Annotated in this window: 20 protein-coding genes; 6 read left to right on the forward strand and 14 right to left on the reverse strand. The window is 70.4% G+C overall.

The genetic code is table 11. The annotated features are described in order from the left end of the window. Positions 1 to 71 precede the first annotated feature (71 nt). Positions 72 to 1,199, forward strand: a complete 1,128-nt coding sequence (locus L3i22_RS36850; RefSeq protein ID WP_221322086.1) for an MBL fold metallo-hydrolase — start codon at positions 72 to 74, stop codon at positions 1,197 to 1,199. Between the two features lie 199 nt (positions 1,200 to 1,398). On the opposite strand, the gene L3i22_RS36855 is transcribed toward L3i22_RS36850, so the two are convergent. Further along, complete coding sequence (locus tag L3i22_RS36855; protein ID WP_370644271.1) at positions 1,399 to 2,439, reverse strand: ABC transporter substrate-binding protein; 1,041 nt, start codon at positions 2,437 to 2,439, stop codon at positions 1,399 to 1,401. A 110-nt stretch (positions 2,440 to 2,549) separates the two neighbouring features. Here L3i22_RS36855 and L3i22_RS36860 point away from each other — a divergent pair, with 110 nt between their 5' ends. The 4 genes from L3i22_RS36860 to L3i22_RS36875 are packed head-to-tail and all read left to right on the forward strand — an operon-like array spanning position 2,550 to position 7,045. After that, positions 2,550 to 3,563, forward strand: coding sequence for a FecCD family ABC transporter permease (locus L3i22_RS36860; protein WP_370644558.1), 1,014 nt, complete (start codon positions 2,550 to 2,552; stop codon positions 3,561 to 3,563). Beyond that, on the forward strand, positions 3,563 to 4,552 hold the full coding sequence (locus L3i22_RS36865; RefSeq protein WP_255657446.1) for an iron chelate uptake ABC transporter family permease subunit: 990 nt from the start codon (positions 3,563 to 3,565) through the stop codon (positions 4,550 to 4,552). The genes L3i22_RS36860 and L3i22_RS36865 overlap by 1 nt, the downstream gene beginning before the upstream one ends. Before the next feature lie 28 nt (positions 4,553 to 4,580). Continuing rightward, positions 4,581 to 5,399 (forward strand): ABC transporter ATP-binding protein, encoded by an 819-nt coding sequence (locus tag L3i22_RS36870; protein ID WP_221322089.1) that lies wholly within the window; start codon positions 4,581 to 4,583, stop codon positions 5,397 to 5,399. 47 nt (positions 5,400 to 5,446) lie between these two features. Beyond that, positions 5,447 to 7,045, forward strand: coding sequence for a methyl-accepting chemotaxis protein (locus L3i22_RS36875; RefSeq protein ID WP_221322090.1), 1,599 nt, complete (start codon positions 5,447 to 5,449; stop codon positions 7,043 to 7,045). A 151-nt stretch (positions 7,046 to 7,196) separates the two neighbouring features. Here the strand turns inward: L3i22_RS36875 and L3i22_RS36880 are convergent, their stop codons facing one another. From L3i22_RS36880 to L3i22_RS36900, 5 genes are all read right to left on the reverse strand, one after another. Next, positions 7,197 to 8,258 carry an Ldh family oxidoreductase gene (locus L3i22_RS36880; RefSeq protein WP_221322091.1) on the reverse strand — a complete coding sequence of 354 codons (1,062 nt, stop codon included), beginning with the start codon at positions 8,256 to 8,258 and terminating at the stop codon, positions 7,197 to 7,199. Positions 8,259 to 8,269: 11 nt separating this feature from the next. Continuing rightward, on the reverse strand, positions 8,270 to 9,949 hold the full coding sequence (locus L3i22_RS36885; protein WP_221322092.1) for a thiamine pyrophosphate-dependent enzyme: 1,680 nt from the start codon (positions 9,947 to 9,949) through the stop codon (positions 8,270 to 8,272). Between the two features lies 1 nt (position 9,950). Beyond that, on the reverse strand, positions 9,951 to 10,826 hold the full coding sequence (locus L3i22_RS36890) for an amidohydrolase (protein ID WP_221322093.1): 876 nt from the start codon (positions 10,824 to 10,826) through the stop codon (positions 9,951 to 9,953). 94 nt (positions 10,827 to 10,920) lie between these two features. Then, positions 10,921 to 12,114, reverse strand: coding sequence for an L-2-hydroxyglutarate oxidase (gene lhgO, locus L3i22_RS36895; RefSeq protein WP_221322094.1), 1,194 nt, complete (start codon positions 12,112 to 12,114; stop codon positions 10,921 to 10,923). 32 nt (positions 12,115 to 12,146) lie between these two features. Beyond that, on the reverse strand, positions 12,147 to 13,556 hold the full coding sequence (locus L3i22_RS36900) for an aldehyde dehydrogenase (RefSeq protein WP_255657447.1): 1,410 nt from the start codon (positions 13,554 to 13,556) through the stop codon (positions 12,147 to 12,149). A gap of 148 nt (positions 13,557 to 13,704) precedes the next feature. Here L3i22_RS36900 and L3i22_RS36905 point away from each other — a divergent pair, with 148 nt between their 5' ends. Next, the gene (locus L3i22_RS36905) at positions 13,705 to 13,983 is read left to right on the forward strand and encodes a putative quinol monooxygenase (protein WP_221322095.1); all 279 of its coding nucleotides are present in this window, start codon (positions 13,705 to 13,707) and stop codon (positions 13,981 to 13,983) included. A gap of 40 nt (positions 13,984 to 14,023) precedes the next feature. Here L3i22_RS36905 and L3i22_RS36910 read toward each other — a convergent pair whose 3' ends face one another. The 8 genes from L3i22_RS36910 to L3i22_RS36945 form a co-directional block, all read right to left on the reverse strand. Next, complete coding sequence (locus L3i22_RS36910) at positions 14,024 to 14,989, reverse strand: hypothetical protein (RefSeq protein ID WP_221322096.1); 966 nt, start codon at positions 14,987 to 14,989, stop codon at positions 14,024 to 14,026. Next, positions 14,982 to 15,440, reverse strand: coding sequence for a heme-binding protein (locus L3i22_RS36915; RefSeq protein ID WP_221322097.1), 459 nt, complete (start codon positions 15,438 to 15,440; stop codon positions 14,982 to 14,984). Before L3i22_RS36915 ends, L3i22_RS36910 begins: the two co-directional genes overlap by 8 nt. After that, positions 15,437 to 16,207: an alpha/beta fold hydrolase gene (locus tag L3i22_RS36920; RefSeq protein ID WP_221322098.1), complete on the reverse strand. Its 771-nt coding sequence runs from the start codon at positions 16,205 to 16,207 to the stop codon at positions 15,437 to 15,439. Before L3i22_RS36920 ends, L3i22_RS36915 begins: the two co-directional genes overlap by 4 nt. Then, on the reverse strand, positions 16,207 to 16,578 hold the full coding sequence (locus L3i22_RS36925; protein ID WP_221322099.1) for a VOC family protein: 372 nt from the start codon (positions 16,576 to 16,578) through the stop codon (positions 16,207 to 16,209). The genes L3i22_RS36920 and L3i22_RS36925 overlap by 1 nt, the downstream gene beginning before the upstream one ends. Beyond that, a complete protein-coding gene (locus L3i22_RS36930) occupies positions 16,578 to 17,348 on the reverse strand; it encodes a fumarylacetoacetate hydrolase family protein (RefSeq protein WP_370644272.1) in 771 nt (256 codons plus the stop codon). Before L3i22_RS36930 ends, L3i22_RS36925 begins: the two co-directional genes overlap by 1 nt. Positions 17,349 to 17,350: 2 nt before the next feature. Next, positions 17,351 to 18,775: an NAD-dependent succinate-semialdehyde dehydrogenase gene (locus L3i22_RS36935; protein ID WP_221322101.1), complete on the reverse strand. Its 1,425-nt coding sequence runs from the start codon at positions 18,773 to 18,775 to the stop codon at positions 17,351 to 17,353. Continuing rightward, the gene (locus L3i22_RS36940; protein ID WP_221322102.1) at positions 18,772 to 19,668 is read right to left on the reverse strand and encodes a VOC family protein; all 897 of its coding nucleotides are present in this window, start codon (positions 19,666 to 19,668) and stop codon (positions 18,772 to 18,774) included. Before L3i22_RS36940 ends, L3i22_RS36935 begins: the two co-directional genes overlap by 4 nt. Before the next feature lie 79 nt (positions 19,669 to 19,747). Continuing rightward, on the reverse strand, positions 19,748 to 20,668 hold the full coding sequence (locus tag L3i22_RS36945; protein ID WP_221322103.1) for a LysR family transcriptional regulator: 921 nt from the start codon (positions 20,666 to 20,668) through the stop codon (positions 19,748 to 19,750). Positions 20,669 to 20,692 lie beyond the last annotated feature (24 nt).

Consider the following 20,692-nt stretch of genomic DNA (forward strand, 5'->3'; position numbering starts at 1 on the left):
GTTGCCGCGTGGATGTCGATCAGTCTAGGGTCGGTTTCCTAGACAAGAGTCGTCTAGGAAGTGGGGTTCGGATGGCACCGGTGACCCGTGCGGCCGGCGACGCGATCGTCGTGACCGGTGTCGCGCAGCGTGAGGCCTGGAAGGCGCGCGTGCTGCCGCCGGTGGAGCACCTCACCGACGAGGCCGGGCGCCTGGCCGGCGGGATCTGGTCGGTGCCGGCGGAGCAACTCACCGACGGGGGCGGACACCCGGCAGGCGGGGGCGGGCGCCCGGCGGGTGGGATCTGGTCGGTGCCGGTGCCGATTCCGCGGAGTCCGTTGCGGTACACGCTGTCCTACCTGATTCCCGGGGATGACGGGCTGGTCGTCGTGGATCCGGGGTGGGACAGCGACGAGGGCTGGGCCGCGCTGCTCGACGGGCTGGCGGCGGCCGGGGCCGGGCCGGGGGATGTCACCGGCGTGGTCGTCACGCACGTGCACTCGGATCATCACGGGCTCTCCAAGCGGCTCCAGCAGGCCGGCGCCTGGGTGGCCATGCACCCGGCCGAGCGGGACGCGCTGGTCCCGACCGACTCCCCGGCCGACTGGCTGCGGGCGCATCACGTCCCGGAGGACGAGATCGCCGTGCTGGCCGGGACGATCGGGCAGCACCGGCTCGCCGCGCCCGCCCAGCCCGACCTGCTGCTGGAGGACGGCGACCCGGTGCCGCTCAAGGGGCGGAAGCTGCGTGTGGTGTGGACGCCGGGGCACACGCCCGGGCACATCTGCCTGGTCGACGCCGAGGCGGGGGTGCTGCTCACCGGGGATCATCTGCTGCCGCGGATCAGTCCGAACATCGGGCTTCAGCGGCCGGGTTCGTCGCCGCTGGAGTCGTTCCTGGAGTCGCTGGCGAAGGTGGCCGAGCACGACGGGCTGGACGCGCTGCCCGCTCATGAGTACCGGTTCCGTGGCATCGCGGCCCGCGCCCGTCAGCTGCGGGCGCACCACGAGCAGCGCTGCGAGGAGATCGTGGCGGTCGTCGAGAAGCTGGGCGCGCCGACGATCTGGCAGCTGGCCGAGCAACTGACCTGGTCACGGCCGTGGGCGGAGATCGGGACGATGCGGGTCGGCGCGGTGGCCGAGACCATGGCGCACGTCCGCTACCTGGCCGACCGGGGCGCGCTGCACTGGTCCGGTGACGCGGTAACCCGGGTTTTGTGAAGTAACCGTGCCCACCCTCGGACGTCGCCCTGGAGGGTCTCGCGTTCTGGGCGCCCCGCGCCCTGCGAGGCCCGTAAGGGTCCCCGCGGGAGCGACGATCTGTACCCCGGCGGACCGAGGAAATGAAGATTTTGATCATTCGCTCGAAACCGCGACCGCCGCCGGCGAATGGCACCGGCGGCGGTCGGGATGGCGCGGATCAGGCGAGCTTCTTGGACTTCTTGATCGCGGCGGTGAGCGACTCGAGCAGCGGCGCGGCGCCGTTCCAGGAGTAGATCGGGACGGCCTGCCACGGGAAGACCTGGTTGGCCTTGACCGCGGGCAGCGCGTTCCAGGCCGGCTTCGCGGTCAGGTCCTTCGGCTGCAGGGTCCCGGTGCGGGCGTCCAGGAAGATGATGTCGGCCTGGTACTTGTCGGCGTTCTCCCAGCTCAGGGACTCGTAGTAGTCCTGGCCCTTGACCTCGGGGAGGATCAGGTCGACGCCGAGCTCCTTGAAGTACATCAGGTCGGAGCTGACCGCCGCGCTGGAGACGTAGAAGATGTCCGCGGCGCCGGAGCCGAACAGGACCTTGATGCCGCCGGAGGCCTTCGCGGCGTCGGTCAGGTCCTGGGCGGCCTTCTCGAAGCGGGCCTTGGCCTCGGCGACCTTCGGCGCGGTCAGGTCGGCGCCCAGCGACTTGGCCAGCTCGGCGTAGCGCTCGATCGGCTTGTTCAGCGGGACGCGACCGACAGTGATCAGGGCGTTGTTCGGGGCGACGGCGAGGATCTTGTCCTTCGACTCGTCCGGGACGTACCACCACGAGCCCGGGTCGAACTGGTGGGTGACCAGCAGGTCCGGGGTGAGCGCGGCGTACTTCTCGACGGAGAACTCGCCCCACGCGTTGCCGATGATCTGGACCTTGTTGACGTCAAGCGAGCCGGCCTGTGCCTCGGCGGTGCCGTCGGCCTTCTTGGTCTCACCGAAGACGCCGACGATCTGGTCCTGGAGGCCCAGGTCGGCCAGGGCGGCGGCGGTGCCGGTGAAGGCGACGATCTTCGACGGGGCCTTGTCGGCCTTCAGCTCCTTGGGCTGGTCGTCGGTGAAGCTCCACGGGCCGGCGGCAGCGGCGGACGCGGCCGGCGCGGACGTGTCGTCGTCCTTACCGCCACACGCGCTCAGCACCGCGCCGGCAGCGACGGCGCCACCGGCCGCGAGCAGGCCACGACGGGACAGGGGCAGGGCGGAAAAAGACATGCTCACATCTTTCGCAGGACAACAACCCGGTCGTTCGAACGGGTGGATGGTTAGGCTAACCTAACGAGCCGAACGCGCGTCAACAGGATCCGCCGGAAGCGAACGGGAGCCCACCACTGTCCACCATCGACACCCTCGCTGAGCAGCGGGTTCGCACGGGCGCGGTCCGGGCGGCCGGATTGGTCGCCGCGCTGGCGGTGCTCGCCGTCGTGCTCGTGCTCGGCATCGGCTTCGGCGCGCGCTTCCTGTCCCCCGGCGAGGTCTGGGCCGGCCTGGTCGACAGCGGCTCGCCGTACTACCGGATCGTCCACGAGATGCGGCTCCCCCGGACGCTGCTCGGCCTGCTCGTCGGCCTGGCACTGGGCCTGGCCGGCGCGATCATGCAGGCGCTGACCCGCAACCCGCTCGCCGACCCGGGCCTGCTCGGCATCAACGCCGGGGCGTCCGCCGCGGTGGCGACGTCCGCCGCGTTCTTCGGCGTGGCCACCTTCTCCGGGTACGTGTGGTTCGCGCTCGCCGGTTCGGCCGCCGTCACCGCGCTGGTCTACGCGGTCGGCGGCGGGCGCGCGGCGACACCGGCCCGCCTCGCCCTGGCCGGCGCGGCCCTCAACGCGGCGCTCTACTCGTACGTCAGCGCGGTGCTGCTCGCGAACACCGCCTCGATCCAGAAGGTTCGCTTCTGGACGGTCGGCTCACTGGCCAGTGCGGACTTCGACACGCTCGGGAAGCTCACCCCGTTCATCGCGGCCGGCGTCCTGCTCGCGCTGGCGACGGCCCGGCCGCTGAACGCGCTGTCGCTCGGCGACGACGCGGCCCGCGCGCTCGGCGCCCGGCCCGGCGTGATCCGGGCCATGGTGATCGTCGCGGTCACCCTGCTCTGCGGGGCGGCGACCGCGGCGTGCGGCCCGATCGTCTTCGTCGGCCTGCTCATCCCGCACCTGGTCCGCCCGATCACCGGGCCCGACCTGCGCTGGATGCTGCCGTACACGGCGGTGCTCGCCCCGGTCCTGCTGGTCGGCGCGGACGTGCTCGGCCGGGTTGTCGGCAGCCCCGGCGAGCTGCAGGTCGGCGTGGTCACCGCGGTGCTCGGCGGTCCCCTCTTCCTCTACCTGGTGCGAGTCGCGAAATGATGACCGTCCGACCCCGCGCCGTCGTCATCGGCGTCGCCGCGCTGCTCGCCATGGCCGCGACGGCCGTGCTCACCCTGGGCACCGGCGACTTCCCGATCGCCCCCGCCGACGTGATCCGGACCCTGGCCGGCCAGGGCACCGCCGCGCAGGCGTTCATCGTCAACGAGCTGCGCCTGCCCCGGGTGATCACCGCGATCCTGGTCGGGATGGCCCTCGCGGCCGGTGGCGCGGTCTTCCAGTCGATCACCCGCAACCCGCTGGGCAGCCCGGACGTGCTCGGCATCACCAGCGGCGCGGGGGCCGCGGCGCTGGCCGTGGTGGTCCTGGGCGGCAGCAGCACCCAGCTCTCCCTCGCCGCGGTGGCCGGCGGCATCGCCACCGCCCTGCTGATCCAGCTGATCGGCGGCCGGCGGGGGCTGCAGGGCTACCGGTTCATCCTGATCGGCGTCGGGATGACCGCGATCCTCAACGGGATCATGGGCTGGCTGCTGACCAAGGGCGTCCAGATGGAGAACGCCCGGGCGATGCTCTGGCTCACCGGCAGCTTCGACGGGCGGGGCTGGGAGGACGCGTTGCCGCTGCTCGGCGTGCTGATCGTGACCATCCCGATCCTCGCCGTCGGCTGCGGCCCGGGCCTGCGGATGCTGGAGATGGGCGACGACCTCGCGGCCGGGCTGGGCGTCCCGGTCCGGCGGCTGCGCAACGGCACGCTGCTGATCGCCTCGCTGGTGGTGGCGTGCGCGACGGCCGCGGCCGGGCCGGTCAACTTCGTCGCGCTGATCGCCCCGAACATCGCCCGGCGGCTGACCCGCGCGCCCGGCCCGAACCTGCTGCCGTCGATGGCGATCGGCGCGCTGCTCGCGGTCGGCGCCGACTGGCTGGCCATGCACTCCGGGTATCCGCTGCCGGTCGGGGTGGTCACCGGCGCGCTGGGCGGCGGCTATCTCGTGTGGCTGCTGGTCAGCGAGCGCAAGGCGGGTCGAATCTGATGATCAACTTTAGGTGTGGGGTGCGGAGATGAGCCGACTGAGCGGGACCGGGATGACCCTGGCGTACGACAAGCGGGTCATCGCGGAGGAGCTGAGCGTCGAGATCCCGGACGGCTCGTTCACCGTGATCATCGGCCCGAACGCGTGCGGCAAGTCGACCCTGCTGCGCGCGCTGTCCCGGCTGCTCAAGCCGACCGTCGGGACGGTCCTGCTGGACGGGACGGACGTGCACTCGCTGCCGACCCGGACCGTCGCGAAGACCCTCGGCCTGCTCCCCCAGTCGTCCACCGCGCCGGACGGGATCAGCGTCGCCGAGCTGGTCGCCCGCGGCCGCTACCCGCACCAGGGCCTGCTGCGCCGCTGGTCGGCCGAGGACGAGCGGGTGGTCACCGAGTCGATGGCCGCGACCGGGGTCGGCGACCTGGCCGACCGCAACGTCGACGAGCTCTCCGGCGGGCAGCGCCAGCGCGTCTGGATCGCCATGGCGCTGGCCCAGCAGACCCCGTTGCTGCTGCTCGACGAGCCGACCACGTACCTGGACATCGCGCACCAGATCGAGGTCCTCGACCTCTGCGCCGAGCTGCACGAGCGCCAGGGCCGGACGCTTGTCGCGGTGCTGCACGACCTGAACCACGCCGCCCGCTACGCCACCCACCTGATCGCCATGCGGGACGGGAAGGTCGCGAAATCCGGACAGCCGGGCGAGGTGCTCACCGCGGCGCTCGTCGAGGACGTCTTCGGACTTCCGTGCCGAGTCATCGACGACCCGGAGACCGGCACCCCTCTGGTCGTTCCCGCCGCACGCAAGCGCATCCAGGCGGAAACCTCAGCAAACGCAGAAGTCTGACGAAAAGGGGGATGCAGTCCCCTTTTTCCGGGCTTATGGGAGCAACCATGTCCATCGAACCCGTGCCGAACGGCAACGTGCTGGCCCGCTGGTTCAGCGACCTCCGGGTGCGCACCAAGATCCTCGCGTCGGTGCTGCTCATCGCGGTGGTCGTCACCGGCGCCTGCGTGCTCGCGGTGGTGCGGATGGGCGACATGGACGAACGCATGGCCGGCGTCCGCAACCAGAACATGACGAACATCGACCTGCTCGGCAGGATCCGGGGCGCGCAGGCCGAGATCGCCCACTTCGCCGCGATGTCCGGCTCGTCGTCGACGGCGGCCGAGCGGGCGACCGCGGGGCAGGGCACGGCCAAGGCGGTCCAGGCGCTCGACGAGACGCTCAAGCAGTACGACGCGCAGCCGAAGAGCGCCGAGGCGGCCACCGTCACCGAGAAGCTGCTCGACTTCGTCGCCACGTTCGAGCAGGCGCTGACCGACGCCCAGTCCGGCAAACCGGTCCAGCCGTCGGTCTTCAACACCTCGGTCGGCGGCATGTCGGAGACCGTCGGCGAACTGTCCCGGGTCGAGAACACCGGCGCGCTCGCGGCGCTCGACCAGGCGCACGCCAACTACGTCTCGGCCCGCCGGGACGTGATGATCACGCTCGGCCTGGCGCTGCTCGCCGGCATCGGGTTCGCGCTGCTCATCTCCGGTTCGATCACCCGCCGCCTGCACCCGGTGGCCGAGGCGATGGAGGCGATGGCGGCCGGCAACCTGAACCTGAGCGTCCCCGCGTCCGGCCGCGACGAGATCGGCGCGATGGCCCGCGCGGTCAACAAGGCCACCACCTCGGTGCGGGACACGGTCACCGCACTCGCCGAGGGCGCCCAGCTGCTCGCCCACAGCTCCCAGGAGCTGGCCCGGGTCAACGACCAGACGGTGGCCGGCTCCCGGGCGGTCACCGACCAGGCCGAGGCGGCGAACGGCTCGGCCGCCGAGGTCTCGTTCAACCTGCAGACCGTCGCCACCGGCGCGGACGAGATGGCCCAGGCGATCCAGGAGATCTCGCAGAGCGCCACCGCCAGCGCCGGCGTCACCATGGAAGCGGTCGAGGTCGTCGCGCAGACCACCCAGACGGTCAGCAAGCTCGGCGCCAGCTCCCAGGAGATCGGCGCCGTGGTCAAGGTGATCACCTCGATCGCCGAGCAGACGAACCTGCTCGCCCTGAACGCGACGATCGAGGCGGCCCGGGCCGGCGAGTCCGGCAAGGGCTTCGCGGTCGTCGCCGGCGAGGTCAAGGAGCTCGCGCAGGAGACCGCGAAGGCGACCGAGGACATCTCGCAGCGGGTGCAGGCGATCCAGTCCGACACCGAGAGCGCGGTCGCCGCGATCGTCCGGATCGGCGAGGTGATCGAGAAGATCAACCAGTTCCAGACCACGATCGCGTCGGCCGTCGAGGAGCAGACCGCGACGACCGCCGAGATGAACCGCAACGTGGCCACCGCGGCGGCCGGGGCGTCGGAGATCGCCCGCAACATCAACGGCGTCTCCAGCGCGGCCGAGCAGAGCACGATGACGGTGGCGGCGGGCCAGCGGGCCGCCGCCGAGCTGGCCACCCTCGCCTCCGACATGAACCAGCTGGTCAGCCGCTTCACCTACCGCTGAGTGAATTCCCCGACGAACCTTCAAGATCAAATTCTTTATTGCCTCGGCTGCGGCCGATAACTGATCGTCGCTCCCGCGGGGACCCTTCCGGGCCTCGCAGGGCGCGGGGCGCCCAGAACGCGAGACCCTCCAGGGCGACGTCCGCCGTTGGTCACGGTTTCAAAGACCCGGTCGGCTGGGGGACGCCGAGCTTCTCCGCGGCCACCTGGAGTTCTGACCAGACTTTCGCGGCCACCGGGATGCCCTTGGCAGCGCGGGACTCGGCGACCGCCGCACTGTTCTCGCCCGGGTAACGGATCTCCGTGTCCTCGTCGGCCCGGGCAAGACTCTTCAGCGTGTCCAGCGTGGCGCCGACGGCTGGACCGAAGTCCGAGGACGAGCCGAAGGCGGCCGGGTCCAGGGCGAGGATCAGCGCGTTCTGACGGTGCACCCGGCCCTGCGGGTCGTCCGAGTGGAACGAGCTGAGGATCGGCGCGCCGACCAGGACGCTGGTGAGCAGCTCGAAGACCAGCGACATGCCGGCGCCCTTGACGCCGCCGAGCGGGAGCGGGAGCTTCGCCAAGTTCGGGTCGGTGGTCGGCACGCCGTCGGCGGTGGCCGCGGTGCCCGGCGGAAGCTCCTTCCCGGCGTTGCGGAACTGGGCGATCTTGCCGAGGGCGATGCCGGCGGTGGCCATGTCGAGCAGGGCCGGGGCGTGGCCGGGCGCCGGGACGGCGATCGACAGCGGGCTGGTGGCCACCGCCGCGCCCTTGACCCCGGGGTAGGCCATGTTCGGCATCCCGGCGACGAACGCGATCCCGATCAGCCCCCGCGCGGCGATCGTCGAGGTGTAGTAGCCGATCGCTCCGGTGTGGACGGTCTGCCGGACCCCGACGATGCCGGCCCCGCTGGTGCGGGCGCGGGCGACCGCCTCGTCCGCCGCCGCGCTCAGCGCGACCGGCCCCGGCGCACGGTCGGCGTCCAGCACGGCGACCGCCGCGGTGGTCGACGTGAAGCTCAACGAGGGAGCGCGGTTGGCCTCCCCCGAGTCGAGCAGTTCCAGGTAGCGCGGCACCCGGGAGGCGCCGTGCGAGTCGACCCCGCGCAGGCTGGCCCAGGTGAGGACGTCGGCGGTCACCGCGGCGTGCTCCGCGCCGAGGCCGGCCGCGATGAACAGGGCGGTGGTGAAGGAGCGCAGGTCGTCGGCGGGGACGAGCAACTTGGGTGCGGGCATGGGGGAAGGTCCTAACGGGAGACGCGGACGTTGACGATCGCGGTGGTGCCGCCGCGGACGGCCTTGACCGCCCGATCCAGCGCGGGCCGCAGCTCGGCCGGGGCGGCGACGGTCTCGCCGTGCATGCCGAACGGTTCCGCGAACGCGGCCAGGTCGGGCTGGTCGGTCAGGTCGTTGCCGAGGAACTCACCGGTCTCCACGGCCGCGCCCTGCGGGTAGAAGCGCAGGTGGTTCAGCTTCATCGACCGGTACTCGGCGTTGTTGAAGACCACGATCAGCAGCGGCAACCCGTTGGCCCGGGCGGCCTGCAGCGACTGGACGATCGGGTTGTAGAGGAACGCGCCGTCCCCGATGGTCAGCGCGACCGTCCGGTCCGGCAGAGCCAGCTTCACGCCGAGCGCGACGGCGAGCCCCTGGCCGAGGCCACCCTGCACGTAGAAGTACGCGTCGGGCCGGGTCGCCCGCAGGTGCCGCTGGACGACGCGGCTGTGCGTGATCGTCTCGTCGACCACCACCCCCTCGCCGCCCAGAACCGCACGCAACTCGGCGGCCAGCAGAACGGGGTCGATCACCGGGGCGGCGGCGGCCCGGGCCTCGGCAGCGGCGACGGAGGCGACCTCGGCGTCGTGGCGGGACGGGTCCGATGGCCGTACCGGAAAGCCTTGTTCTTTGAATCTGACCGCGAGCTCGCGCAGGGTCGCCGCGACGCCGCCCTCGAGGTAGTGATCGGCGTTGAGGACCTGGTAGGCGATGTGCGGCCGCTGCGGCTGCTCGTCGATCACGACGATCCTGGCGAGGGCCGGCCGGCGCGACGGCGGGTAGAACGGCGCGCGGCAGTTGAGCAGCACGATCACGTCGGCGGTGTCGACGAACGGCTCGATCTCGCCGCCGGCGTGCAGCTCGTGGTCGCGCGGGAAGTTCACGCAGACCGCGGAGTTCGGCTCGACGACCGGGATGCGCAGCGCCTCGGCGAACTCGACCAGCGCTTCCAGGCCGCCGGGCTCGCGACCGGTCGTCTCGGTGATGATCACCGGGTTCGCAGCCGACGCCAGCAGGTCCAGAACCGCCTGGATGTCCTCGGCCGTGCTGACCGTGTTGCCGTGCGGCACGACCGGCTTCGGGTCCGGAGCATCCCACGGGTCGAGCAGCACTTCGAGCGGGATGTTGAGGTAGACCGGGCCGGCCGGCGACTTGGCCGCCAGCTCGGCCCCACGGGTGATCATGGTGGGCAGCGTGTGGACGCTGGCCGCCTGCGAGGACCACTTGGTGAACGGCGCGGCCATCAGGTGCGGACCGCCGACCACCGACAGGTTGCGGTACCACTGGCCGCCCGGGTCCGGCCCCGGACCGTCGCCGTAGGTGATCGACTCGGACGAGGCGACCACCATCGGCGCGCCGGCCAGCAGCGCGCCGTGGATCGCCATCGAGCCCTGCAGCAGGCCCGGCCCGGCGTGCAGGAGCACGCCCTGGGCGCGGCGGGTGACCAGGGCGTACCCGGTCGCCATGCCGACCGCCACGGTCTCATGGAGCAGGTCGAGGTACGACGGGCAGGGCAGTCCGTCCCGGTGGCGGCGGGCCAGCGACTCCCACACCGGGGCCCATTCGGACCCCGGTGAGGAGAAGATGTAGTCCGCCCCGACCGCGTTGAACGCGCTGACGACCGCGTCGCCGCCATCGGAGTGCGAAGCCATGTCAGTTCCCGGTCGAGGTCGGCGTGATCGGCCAGCCGAGGACCTCGCAGATGCCCCGGCCCATGATCCACTCAAGCTCTTCGGCGGTGAAGTCGTAGTGCTTGGTGAACTGCTCGATGGTCTCCACGTAGCTGAGGCCGTGGCCCAGCAGACGGGTGATGTCGGTGCCCCAGAAGCAGCGCTCCGGGCCCATCTTGTCCACCATCTCACGGACGTACTTCTCGATGTTCAGGTTCGGGAACGGCTGCGTCGAGTAGCCGGGCAGCGCCGAGACCTTCACGTAGATGTTCGGGTACTTGTGCAGGTCGGCGGTCTCCGACACCCAGTAGCCGATGGCGTCGTCGACGCACCGGGCCATGATCCCCATGTGGTCGATGATCAGCTTCAGGCCGGGGTGCTTCCCGGCGATCGCGCCCAGCTCGGCCTTCCAGATCGGCGCGTGCACCATGGTCGGGATGTTCAGCTCCTCGGCCAGCGGCCAGTACCAGTCGTTGGTGCCGTCGATCATCCAGTTGCGGTCGATCGGGCGGTGGAACGTCAGCCGGGTGCCCTTGATGTACGGGTTCTGCGCGAAGTCCCGCAGCATCGCCGTCCCCTCGGCCGGCTTGTTCTGCGGGATCCGCGCCATGATCCCGAACCGGTCCGGGTACGCCTCGCACGCTTCGAGGGCGTAGTCGATGCGGTCGCCCTCCCAGGACGGCGGGAGGATCAGCGCGCGGTTGACGCCGGCCTCGTCCATCAGCGCGAGGCACTCCTCGTACGAGAAGGGGTCCTCCCGGTGTCCGTTCAGCCGGATCCGTTCGCGGGCTCCCGGAACCCAGGGGCGGTCCGGGGTCTCTTCCTTCCAGATGTGCACCTGGGAGTCGACGACGAACATATGAGTTTCCTTTCGATCCGGTTGTGAAAGACGCTAGGGAAGAAATCGCGTGGTGCGGAGTCCGTAGCGTGCAATCGGTTCTTGCATGAATGCGTCAGTCGAAAACCGCGCCGACCACGTGCTCGGCGATCGCCAGGGATGACGTCGCCGCTGGTGAGGGCGCATTCCGGACGGCCGTGATCGCACCCAGCCGGTGAATGCGGAAGTCGTCGACGAGGCTGCCGTCGCGGTCGAGGGCCTGGGCCCGCACGCCCGCTCCGGCCCGCACGACATCAGCCGCGCCGATCTCCGGGACGTACTGCATCGCCTCGGCCATGTATCGGCTCTTGGAGAGCGAGCCGCGGACCTCTTTGACCCCGGTGCGCCAGTGCTGTTTCGCCATCCGCCAGGCACCCGGCCACGCGGCGAGCGCGGCGAGGTCCGGAACGGAGAAGTTCGAGCGTTTGTAGCCTTCCTTCGCGGTGGCCAGCACCGCGTTCGGGCCGACCTCCACGATCCCGGTCACGCGGCGGGTGAAATGCACGCCGAGGAATGGGTACCGCGGGTCCGGAACCGGGTAGATCATGCCGCGGACCATGTCCGCTTTATCGGCTTTTACGCGCATGTATTCGCCCCGGAACGGGATGATGATCGGCTCCTGCTGATCGCCGGCCAGCCTGGCCACCCGGTCCGAATGGATCCCGGCACAGATGATCAACCGGTCCACGACCAGCCGGTTCTCCCCCGAGGTGACCTCGGTGCGGCCGGCCTGCGCGCTGATCCCGTCGACCGGCCAGTTGAAGCGGACCTCGCCCCCGGCGGCAACGATGTCGTCGGCGAAGGCCCGCGCGATGCCCGGGAAATCGGTGATCGCGGTTTCCGGGGAATGCAGCGCGGCGAGGCCGGCGGCGTGCGGTTCGATCTCGCGGATCCCTGCGGGATCAACACGACGCAATCCGGGTACGTCGTTCTCCCGCGCCCGTTTCTCCAGATTGTCGAGCCGCCCCAACTCGTCGGCCCGCACCGCGACGACGAGTTTGCCGCACTCGTCGTAGGCGATCTTCCGCTCCTGGCAGTACTCCTTGAGCAGCGACCGCCCGCGCGTGCACAACCGCGCCTTCAAACTGCCCGGCGGGTAGTAGATGCCGGCGTGCACCACCCCGGAGTTGTGCCCGGTCTGGTGCAGCGCGACGTCGTTCTCCTTCTCCAGCACCACGATCCTGGTCCCGGGCCGCCGGAGGGTGATCTCCCGCCCGATCGCCAGCCCGACGATGCCGGCGCCCACGATCCCGATGGTCTCGTCAGCCATCAATGTCCTGCCTCTTTCGATAGGTCGCGCGTTCAGCCGAAGTGGACGGCGAACGTCTTGACCTTGGTATAGAACCGCAACGCCTCGGCGCCCTGCTCCTTGAAAGCTGAGCCGGAGTCCCGGAAGCCACCGAACGGCTGATGCACGTCCCAGCCACTCGTCGTGGTGTTGACGGCGATCTGTCCACAATCGGCCTCGGCGATGAACCGATTCGCCGCCGCGAGGCTGTCGGTGAAAATCGCCGCGGCGAGCCCGAACCGGGAGTCGTTCACCGCCTCGATCGCCTCTTCCAGACCATCGATCCGGCGTACGACGACGACCGGTCCGAAAACCTCATCCCGCCAGATGTCCATGTCGGGAGTGACGTCGGTGAGCACGGTCGGCTCGACCCAACAGCCCGGTCCGGGCACCTCCGCGCCGCCCAGCTCGACCCGGGCGCCCTGCTTGACCGCGCCCGCGAGATGCGCGAGCACGCTGCCCTGATGTGCCTTGCTGACCAGCGGTCCGGTGGTCAGCTCGGCGACCCTCGCGCGCAGCAGGGGTAGGAACTCGTCGTAGACCGCCCGGTCGACCAGCACCCGGCTGGTCGCCGTGCAGCGCTGCCCGGCCTGCCCGAACGACGCCGCGACGACCCCGGTGGCCGCCTTCGCCAGGTTCGCGTCGGCGAGGACCACCGACGCGTTCTTGCCGCCCATCTCCGACTGGAACCGCACGCCGCGCGCGGCGAACCGCACCCGCAGCGCCTCGCCGACCTCGTTGCCGCCGGTGAACGTGACCGCCGCGATCCGCGGATCATCCAGAAGGGCATCAGAGATTTCCGACGTACGGCCGGTGACCACGTTGACCACGCCGGCCGGCACGCCCGCGTCGTGCAGTGCCCGGGCCAGGTGCAGCGCCGACGTCGGCGTCTCGGTGGCCGGCTTGAGCACGACGGCGTTGCCGGCCGCCAGCGCCGGGGCCAGCTTGCGGGCCGGGGTGATCATCGGGTCGTTCCACGGGGCGATCGCCAGCACCACGCCGAGCGGTTCGCGCTGGTAGCCGGCCCGGGTGTCCGGGCGGGCGTCGTGGATCAGCGAGCCGTACTCCGCCCGGCCGGCCGCCGCGTAGTACTCGAAGAAGTCGGCCACCTTCTCCGCCTCGCCGCGCGCCTCGGCCGGGGTCTTGCCGTTCTCCCGGGTGATCGCCTCGGCGATCTCGGCGGCCCGCACCCGCAGCAGCACCGACGCCTTCGCCAGGATCTTCGAGCGCTCGATCGCCGAGGTGGCCCGCCAGACCTTGAATCCGGCCTGCGCGGCCGCGTAGATCTCGATGACCTGCGCGGCGGTGAGCGCCGGGACCCGGACGAAGGGCGCCCGCACGTCGCTCGGGTCGAACACGTCGACCCAGCTGTCCGAGCCGACCCAGTGGCCGCCGGCCAGCGTCTCCATCGTGCGAACGGACATCTTGCACTCCTCGGATCGGGTCGGTAGGCGAATGTTAGGAACCGTCGAGCGGGCCGGACCATGCGTTGCGGCGGATGCATTGGTTGCGCCCGGCGCACCGATTTCTTTGCTGGAATCGGCGCACCGACAAACTGTGTGGAGGAAGCTCGTGGCATACGCCGTCATCGCGCACTACCGGTGCGAGCCGTCGGACGCGTCGCTGATCCGGAAGGCACTGCTGAAGATGCGCGAGCACACCCGGGCGGAGCCCGGGAATCTCGAGTACGTGGTGCACACCGCCGAGGACGGGTTCGTGCTCTACGAGGTCTACCTGGACCGGGCCGGATTCGACGCGCACGCGGCGAGTGAGCATTTCGCCGAGTACATCGTGGGGACCGTGCGGCCCTTGCTGACCGATCGTCAGGTCACGTTCGCCGAGGTCATCTAGTTCCTCTTCCGGGGCCGGCCGGTCCGGCCCCGGAGCAGAGTCAGAGCTCGTTGCCCCAGCACATCCGGGCGATGGTCTCGACGTGGATCAGCTTGCGCCACTGGTCCTCGACGCCGATCGTGGTGCCGCCGGCGGTCGGGGAGAAGCCGGCGCTCGGGCTGACCGCCACGTCCTCCAGGTCGCGGATGTCGCCGGCGACGTCCATCCGGTCCATGATCGTGTCGATGTCCTCCAGTTCGGCGCTCGTCGGGTCGACGATGCCGAGGCAGACGTCCTTCTCCGCCGGGACGGCCCGGAGCAGGGCGACCTCACCCGGGGTGCCCTTGTCGAACGGGAGACTCCATCGGTCGACGGGGACGCCGGCGAACAGCTTCTCGGCGACAGCAGCGTCGACCTCCGCTTCAGCCGAGAAAATGGGACATATCCCGATTCGTACGTTGAAAGGCTTGTCTTTGAGGGTGACCGCGAGCGAGTCGATCTCGATGGCCTCGTCGAGGTCGAAGGGCTGCCCGGTGAGCGCGGCCGCATACCCCGGGTTGTCGATCTGGAGGTAGCGGACCCCGCGGGCGATGATCGCCTCGATCTCGTCGTTGATGATCTTCGCGAGGGCCAGGCCCAGCTCACGGGTGCTCCCCCAGGCGCCGCCGGGCGTGTAGAGCTTCGCCGCGAGGTAGGCCGGCGACGGCAGCGTGGCCTTGGCCGGGATCTGGGTCAGCGCGGTGAGCGCGGAAGCGTCCTCGGCGACCAGCGACCGGTGCGGCTTCAGCTCACCGCGGTCGAACCCGTCGACCGCGTCGAGGACCGCGCTGCGGAAGTCGGCCCGCCGGAACTCGCCGTCGGTGACCACGGTCAGGCTCAGTCGGCGCTGCCGGCGCACGGCCTCGGCGATCGCCGCGTCCTCGATCGCGCGCAGGCCGGGTGCGTTCACGGCCCGGGCGGCGAGCAGCTCGGGCGGCCGGACCAGGCTGCCGTGGTGGTCGATGCGGAACTTGAAGGTGTCAGCCACGGTTCTCCCCCCGGTTTCTGCCCCACGCTGCGAAGGTCAACTCGTAGCCGAGCTCGGTCAGCACTTCCTCACAGGCCTTCTGGTCCTCGGCGGGCGTGCCGCCGGAGACGCCGAGACCGCCGAGGATCTCGCCGTCCCGCTTGATCGTCACGCCGCCCTCGGTCGCCACGATCGGGTGCGCGGCCATCGTGGACAGCTGCGCGAAGAACCCCGGGTTGCTGTTCGCCCAGTCGTAGAGCATGTTGGTCGGCCGCTCCATGATCGCCGAGCTGTACGCCTTGGCGATCGCGATGCTCGGGGTCAGCGCGCGGGCGCCGTCCGAGCGCTTGACCGAGATCAGGTGGCCACCGGCGTCGACGATCGCGACGCTGAGCGCCTTGCCCAGCTCGGCGCCACGCGCCAGGGTTCCGGTCAGGATCTCTTCCGCTTCCGCGAGAGTCAGTCTGGTCATGCGAGGGCCTCCCGGATCTCGGCGACGGCGGCGTTGTAGAGGTCGGGCGACTCCCAGTACATCGAGTGCGGGGCGCCCGGCACGATCGCCAGGTGCGAGCCCTTGACCAGCTCGTGTGCCCGCTTGACGGTGGCGACGCTGAGCACCGCGTCGGTCTCGCCGGCCAGGAACCAGAGCTGCACGCCCGAGGCGACGATCTCCTCGATGGTCGGCCCGCCGGTCGACAGGTTGCGCAGGTCGGCCATCTTGGCCACGTTGAACGTGCCCATCTGCTGGAACAGGAACGTCTTCGCGGGCTGCTCGGCCTGGAACTTCCTGCTCATCAGCCGGTCGATCACCGGCAGTTTGACCGCTTCGGCCCGGTCGGCGGCGACCAGCTCGGACAACTCCGGGTGGTCGAGCCCGCCGAGCGAGTGGCCGAGCGCGACGCCGGCCACCCGGTCCGGACGCTGGAGCGCGGCGCGCAGCGCGGCCACCGAGCCGATCGACTGGCCGACCAGCAGCACGTCACGCAGGTCCTCGGCGTCGAGGACGGCGATCAGGTCACCGGGGAAGTCCTGCCCGTCGAACTCCGGCATCGAGGAGTCGGACCGGCCGAAGCCGCGCAGGTCGACGGTGACCACGGTGTAGCGGTCGCGCAGCGCGGTGACCTGCTGCCACCAGGCCGCGTGGTGCCCGCCGGAGCCGTGCACGAAGAGGATCGCGGGCCCGGCGCCGTGGCGCTCGTAGTAGATCCTGGCCCCGTCGGGGGCGGCGGCGAACGGCATCAGGCGGGCCGCTTTCCGTGGAAGACGAGCTCGATCATGGTGTGGTCCGGGTCGTGGATGTAGCAGAACTTCGACTGGTTCTCCGGCCGCTCGATCGGCCGGGTGTGCCGGATGCCGAGGTCGGCGAGGTGCTTCAGGAAGCCGTCCCAGTCCTCCACCTCGATGGCGAAGTGGTACGGCGCCATCCGGTCCATCTCCTCGACCGGCGTGAAGTGCAGGTCGAAGTTGCCCCGGGTCATCAGCACCACCTTGGTGTTGCTCTTCGGCGTGATCGCCTTGAGCCCGAAGACCTTGGAATACCACTCCTTGGTGCGCTCGGGATCGGTGGTCGGGAAGTTCACGTGGTGGATGTACTTCGGAGCGTTGCTCATCAGGGGTGCCTCTCTTCCAGGACAGGATTCGACAACGTGCCGATGCCGCTGATCTCGATCTCCACGGTTCGGCCCGGTTCCAGCTGGACGTTGCTGTCGGCGCCCATCCAGAGCACGTCGCCGGGGTGCATGGTGAGGTACTTGGTTGCCTCGACGATGAAGTCGAACGGGTCGAAGAGCATGTCGCCGGTGGCGAACCTGGCCCGCACCCCGCCGTCGACCCGGACCGTGGTGGTCTGCGCCAGCGGGTCGACGTCGGTCTCGATCCACGGGCCCATCGGCTTGAACGTGTCGCTGTTCTTGCTGCGCCAGAACGTGCGGTCGGCGTGCTGCCACTCGCGGGCGGAGACGTCGTTGCCGATGGTCCAGCCGAAGATCGACTCCTGCGCTTCCGACCGGCTCGCGCGGCGCAGGGTCCGGCCGATGACCGCGACGACCTCGCCCTCGGCCTCGAAGCGGCCGGTCACCTCGGCCGGCTTGACGATCGGCTGGTGGTGGCCGGTCAGGGCGTTGTTCGCCCGGTAGCCGACCTCGGGCCGGTCGGGCGCCTTCGCCCCGTAGTGTTCGACGTGCGACCGGTAGTTGAAGCCGACCGCGTAGAAGACGCCGGGGATCACCGGGGGCAGGAAGTCGACGTCGGCCAGCGGCAGCCGCCGGCCAAGGCGTAGCGGCTCTGTTTCAATCGGCGAAATGTCCATAATGTGAGCCAGGCCATCGGCGATCTCGGCCCAGACCGGACGACCGTCGACCCTGATGCGGCTGTATCTCATCCTCAGTCCACCAGCAGGTGTGAGACGCGCTTGGTGACCAGGTAGGCGTCCAGCCCCTCGGGCCCGCCCTCCCGGCCGTACCCGCTGGACTTCACCCCGCCGGACGGCGCCTCGTGGACCGACCCACCACAGTGGTTGATCGACAGGATGCCGGCCTCGAAACCCCGGATCAGCTTCTCCGCGGTCTTCGACGACCGGGTGAAGCCGTAGGCGGCGAGCCCGTAGGGCAGGGAGTTCGCGATCCGGAGCGCGTCGTCGAGATCGTCGAACGCGACGATCGGCGCGATCGGCCCGAACGGCTCCTCGACCATCACCCGCGCGTCGGCCGGCACGTCGGTCAGCACGGTCGGCGCGAAGAAGAAGCCGGGCCGGTCCAGCCGCCCGCCGCCGGTCCGCACCGAGGCCCCGCGACTGACCGCGTCGGCCACCAGCTCCTCCATCGCCTTGAGCCGGCGCGGGTTCGCGAGCGGGCCCATCGTGACGCCCTCGGCGAGCCCGTCGCCGACCACGACCCGGCCCGCGGCCTCGACGAACGCCGCGACGAACGCGTCGTGCAGCGACGAGTGGACCAGGAAGCGACTGGGCGCCGTGCAGACCTGACCGGCGTTGACGAACTTGGCGAACGCGGCCTTGCGCGCGGCCTGGACCGGGTCGGCGTCCGCGGCGACGATCACCGGGGCGTGGCCGCCGAGCTCCATCAGGGACGGTTTCATCGCGGCGCCGGCCTGCGCGGCGAGCAGCTTGCCGACCGGGATCGAGCCGGTGAACGCGACCAGGCGGATCCGCGGGTCGGCGATCAGGTGCTTGGACACCTCGGCCGGCTCGCCGAAGACCAGGTTGAGCACGCCGGCCGGGAGTCCCGCGTCGGCGAAGCAGCGGACCAGCTCGACGGCGGTGCCGGGGGTCTCCTCGGACGCCTTGATCACGATCGAGCAGCCGGCCGCGAGGGCGCCGGCCATCTTGCGCATCGGGGAGCCGGCCGGGAAGTTCCACGGGGTGAACGCGGCGACCGGGCCGATCGGCTCCTGCCGCACGCTCAGCACCGTGTCGTCGGCCGAGGGGATGATCCGGCCGTACGCGCGGCGGGCGTCCTCGGCGTCCCAGCGCAGCGCGCCGGCCACGCGCAGGGCCTCGCCGCGCGCTTCCGCGAAGGGTTTGCCCTGTTCCAGGGTCATCACCCGGCCGACGTGGTCGGCCCTGTCGGTGAGCAGCGCGGCCGCCTTGAGCAGGATCGCGGTGCGCTCGGCGATCGGGGTGGCCGTCCAGACGGCGAAGCCCCGCTCGGCCGCGTCGAGAGCCTGGTCGAGATGTTCCGTCGTGGCCAGCGCGACCCGTCCGATGACCTCCTCGGTCGCGGGGTTGAGCACCGGCGCGGTGTCTTCCGTGGCGACCCAGGCGCCATCGATATAGAGGGACAAATCCGTCATGAGGTCTCCCGGGAGCTGCGCAGGGTCCAGATGTGGTGCGGCGGCGCGGTCTCGTGCACGCGGGTCCCGTACGTGTCGTCGATCCGGTCCATGTCCGCGGCCAACTCCACCCGCCCGCCGCAGGGGGCGTGGACGAAGCGGAAGACGTTCGAGCCGACCGTGTGCCGGCCGAGCTTGCGCGCCTCCTGCCAGCCCTTCTCGATCATGTGGTTGCCGCCCTCGATCACGTCGTCGAAGCCGGCCACCTCGTACGAGACGTGGTTGATCCCGGCTTTGTCCGGCCGGTGGCAGAGCAGGAAGTTGTGCTGGTCGGCGTCGCCCTCGACGCGCATGAACGTGCCCATCGGCTGGACCACGTCGGTCGGGATGAACTCCAGCCCGTCGACGTAGAACGCGACGGCCTCCTCCTGACCGGCCTTGGGAATGTTCAGCGCGACGTGGCACATCCGGATCGGGCGGACCCGGCCGACCGGGCCGAGGGCTTCGTTCACCCTGGTCACCGCGCCGCTGGTGTTCGCCTTGCGCGGCGCGGAAGGGACATAGTCCGAAATATCGGCAAGAGTCAGGCCGACACCGAACCCGGTCCGGTCCACAGCGCGGAAGACGCCGTCCTCGCCTGGCGAAGCGCCGACTCTGGCCGCCAGCCGCGCCAGCTCTTCAACCGTGTCGACGCCCCAGACGATCTCTCGCGCGGTCGGCCCCTTCTCGACCGCCGGCGGCAGATCGGAACGGTCGCCGGCGTGCAGCACCAGCGTCTGGCCGATCCGGGTGCGGAACACCGCGGTCGTCTCGTCCTGCGATTCCAGCGCGAGGCCGAAATCGTCGAAGAATCGAACGTTCGTGGCGAGATCGTCGACGGTGTAAATCACCGACTCGATGCGCTGGACTCCCACCGTCGCCTGCCTTTCCGATCAGTCATTTCCGATCCTAGGAGCGCATTCCGCCGCCCGACCCCGCGAAATTCGCAACCCTTCATTGCGAAGGCTGCTCGAAGACGGGGAGCGGATTCTCGGCGAACCATTTCGTCAGGAAGCCCAGGAACACCTCGACCTTGCGGGGCACCTGCGCGGACGGGCCGTAGATCGCGTACAGCGAACGGCTGGGCACCGGCAGCTCGGGCAGCAGCACCCGGAGCCGCCCGTCCACCAGCTCGTCGTACGCGGAGCGGCTGGGCAGCAGCGCGATGCCGCGCCCGTGCACGGCCGCCTTCAGCAGCGCGATGTACGAGTTCGACTGGAACGCGATGTTCCGGATCTTGTGCAGCGTGCTGGCGTGCCCGTGCCCGATCCGCCAGACCGGATCGTTGACGTGCACCAGGCAGTCGTGATCGCCCAGATCGTTCGGGTCGGTCAGCGATCCGTGCTTCTCCACGTATCCCGGCGACGCGCAGAGCACGAACGGCAGCGACGCGATCCGCTTCAGCCGGACACTGGAGTCCCGCAGGTCACGGGTGTGGAACGCGACGTCGAAGCCGGAGTCGAGGAAGTCGTACGTGCGGTCGGACATGCCGCCGAGCTCGTACCGCACGGCGATCCGCGGATGGCTCACCGCGAACTCGGCGATCGCGTCCCCGAGGTCCATCCCGCCGATCCACTTGGGACAGATGATCGAGAGCGGACCCTCGGGGCGGTCGTGCGCCTCGGCGATCTTCGCGTCCTCGGCGTCGATCTCGTCGAGGATCCGTTGCGCGAACTCGCTGTACCGGACGCCCGGCTCGGTCAGGCTGACCGAGCGCGCGGTCCGGTTCACCAGGTGCACGCCGAGTTGTTTCTCCAGGTCGGCGACGTGCCGGGAGATCAGCGAGCCGGACGTGCCGAGCTGCTTGGCGGCGCCGCTGAAACTGCCGACCTTCGCGACCGTCACGAAACTGCGCATGACCAGAATGCGATCCATGGATCCTCCTGCAGATCCGTGGCG

The organism is Actinoplanes sp. L3-i22, assembly GCF_019704555.1.
In the GTDB taxonomy this organism is placed as follows: domain Bacteria; phylum Actinomycetota; class Actinomycetes; order Mycobacteriales; family Micromonosporaceae; genus Actinoplanes.

Bases quoted from the DNA above. Each gene is read 5' to 3' on its own strand.
- L3i22_RS36850 (WP_221322086.1), top strand. From the start codon at position 72: ATGGCACCGGTGACCCGTGCGGCCGGCGACGCGATCGTCGTGACCGGT.
- L3i22_RS36865 (WP_255657446.1), top strand. From the start codon at position 3,563: ATGACCGTCCGACCCCGCGCCGTCGTCATCGGCGTCGCCGCGCTGCTC.
- L3i22_RS36870 (WP_221322089.1), top strand. From the start codon at position 4,581: ATGAGCCGACTGAGCGGGACCGGGATGACCCTGGCGTACGACAAGCGG.
- L3i22_RS36875 (WP_221322090.1), top strand. From the start codon at position 5,447: ATGTCCATCGAACCCGTGCCGAACGGCAACGTGCTGGCCCGCTGGTTC.
- L3i22_RS36880 (WP_221322091.1), bottom strand. From the start codon at position 8,258: ATGCCCGCACCCAAGTTGCTCGTCCCCGCCGACGACCTGCGCTCCTTC.
- L3i22_RS36885 (WP_221322092.1), bottom strand. From the start codon at position 9,949: ATGGCTTCGCACTCCGATGGCGGCGACGCGGTCGTCAGCGCGTTCAAC.
- L3i22_RS36890 (WP_221322093.1), bottom strand. From the start codon at position 10,826: ATGTTCGTCGTCGACTCCCAGGTGCACATCTGGAAGGAAGAGACCCCG.
- lhgO (WP_221322094.1), bottom strand. From the start codon at position 12,114: ATGGCTGACGAGACCATCGGGATCGTGGGCGCCGGCATCGTCGGGCTG.
- L3i22_RS36900 (WP_255657447.1), bottom strand. From the start codon at position 13,556: ATGTCCGTTCGCACGATGGAGACGCTGGCCGGCGGCCACTGGGTCGGC.
- L3i22_RS36915 (WP_221322097.1), bottom strand. From the start codon at position 15,440: ATGACCAGACTGACTCTCGCGGAAGCGGAAGAGATCCTGACCGGAACC.
- L3i22_RS36920 (WP_221322098.1), bottom strand. From the start codon at position 16,207: ATGCCGTTCGCCGCCGCCCCCGACGGGGCCAGGATCTACTACGAGCGC.
- L3i22_RS36925 (WP_221322099.1), bottom strand. From the start codon at position 16,578: ATGAGCAACGCTCCGAAGTACATCCACCACGTGAACTTCCCGACCACC.
- L3i22_RS36930 (WP_370644272.1), bottom strand. From the start codon at position 17,348: ATGAGATACAGCCGCATCAGGGTCGACGGTCGTCCGGTCTGGGCCGAG.
- L3i22_RS36935 (WP_221322101.1), bottom strand. From the start codon at position 18,775: ATGACGGATTTGTCCCTCTATATCGATGGCGCCTGGGTCGCCACGGAA.
- L3i22_RS36945 (WP_221322103.1), bottom strand. From the start codon at position 20,668: ATGGATCGCATTCTGGTCATGCGCAGTTTCGTGACGGTCGCGAAGGTC.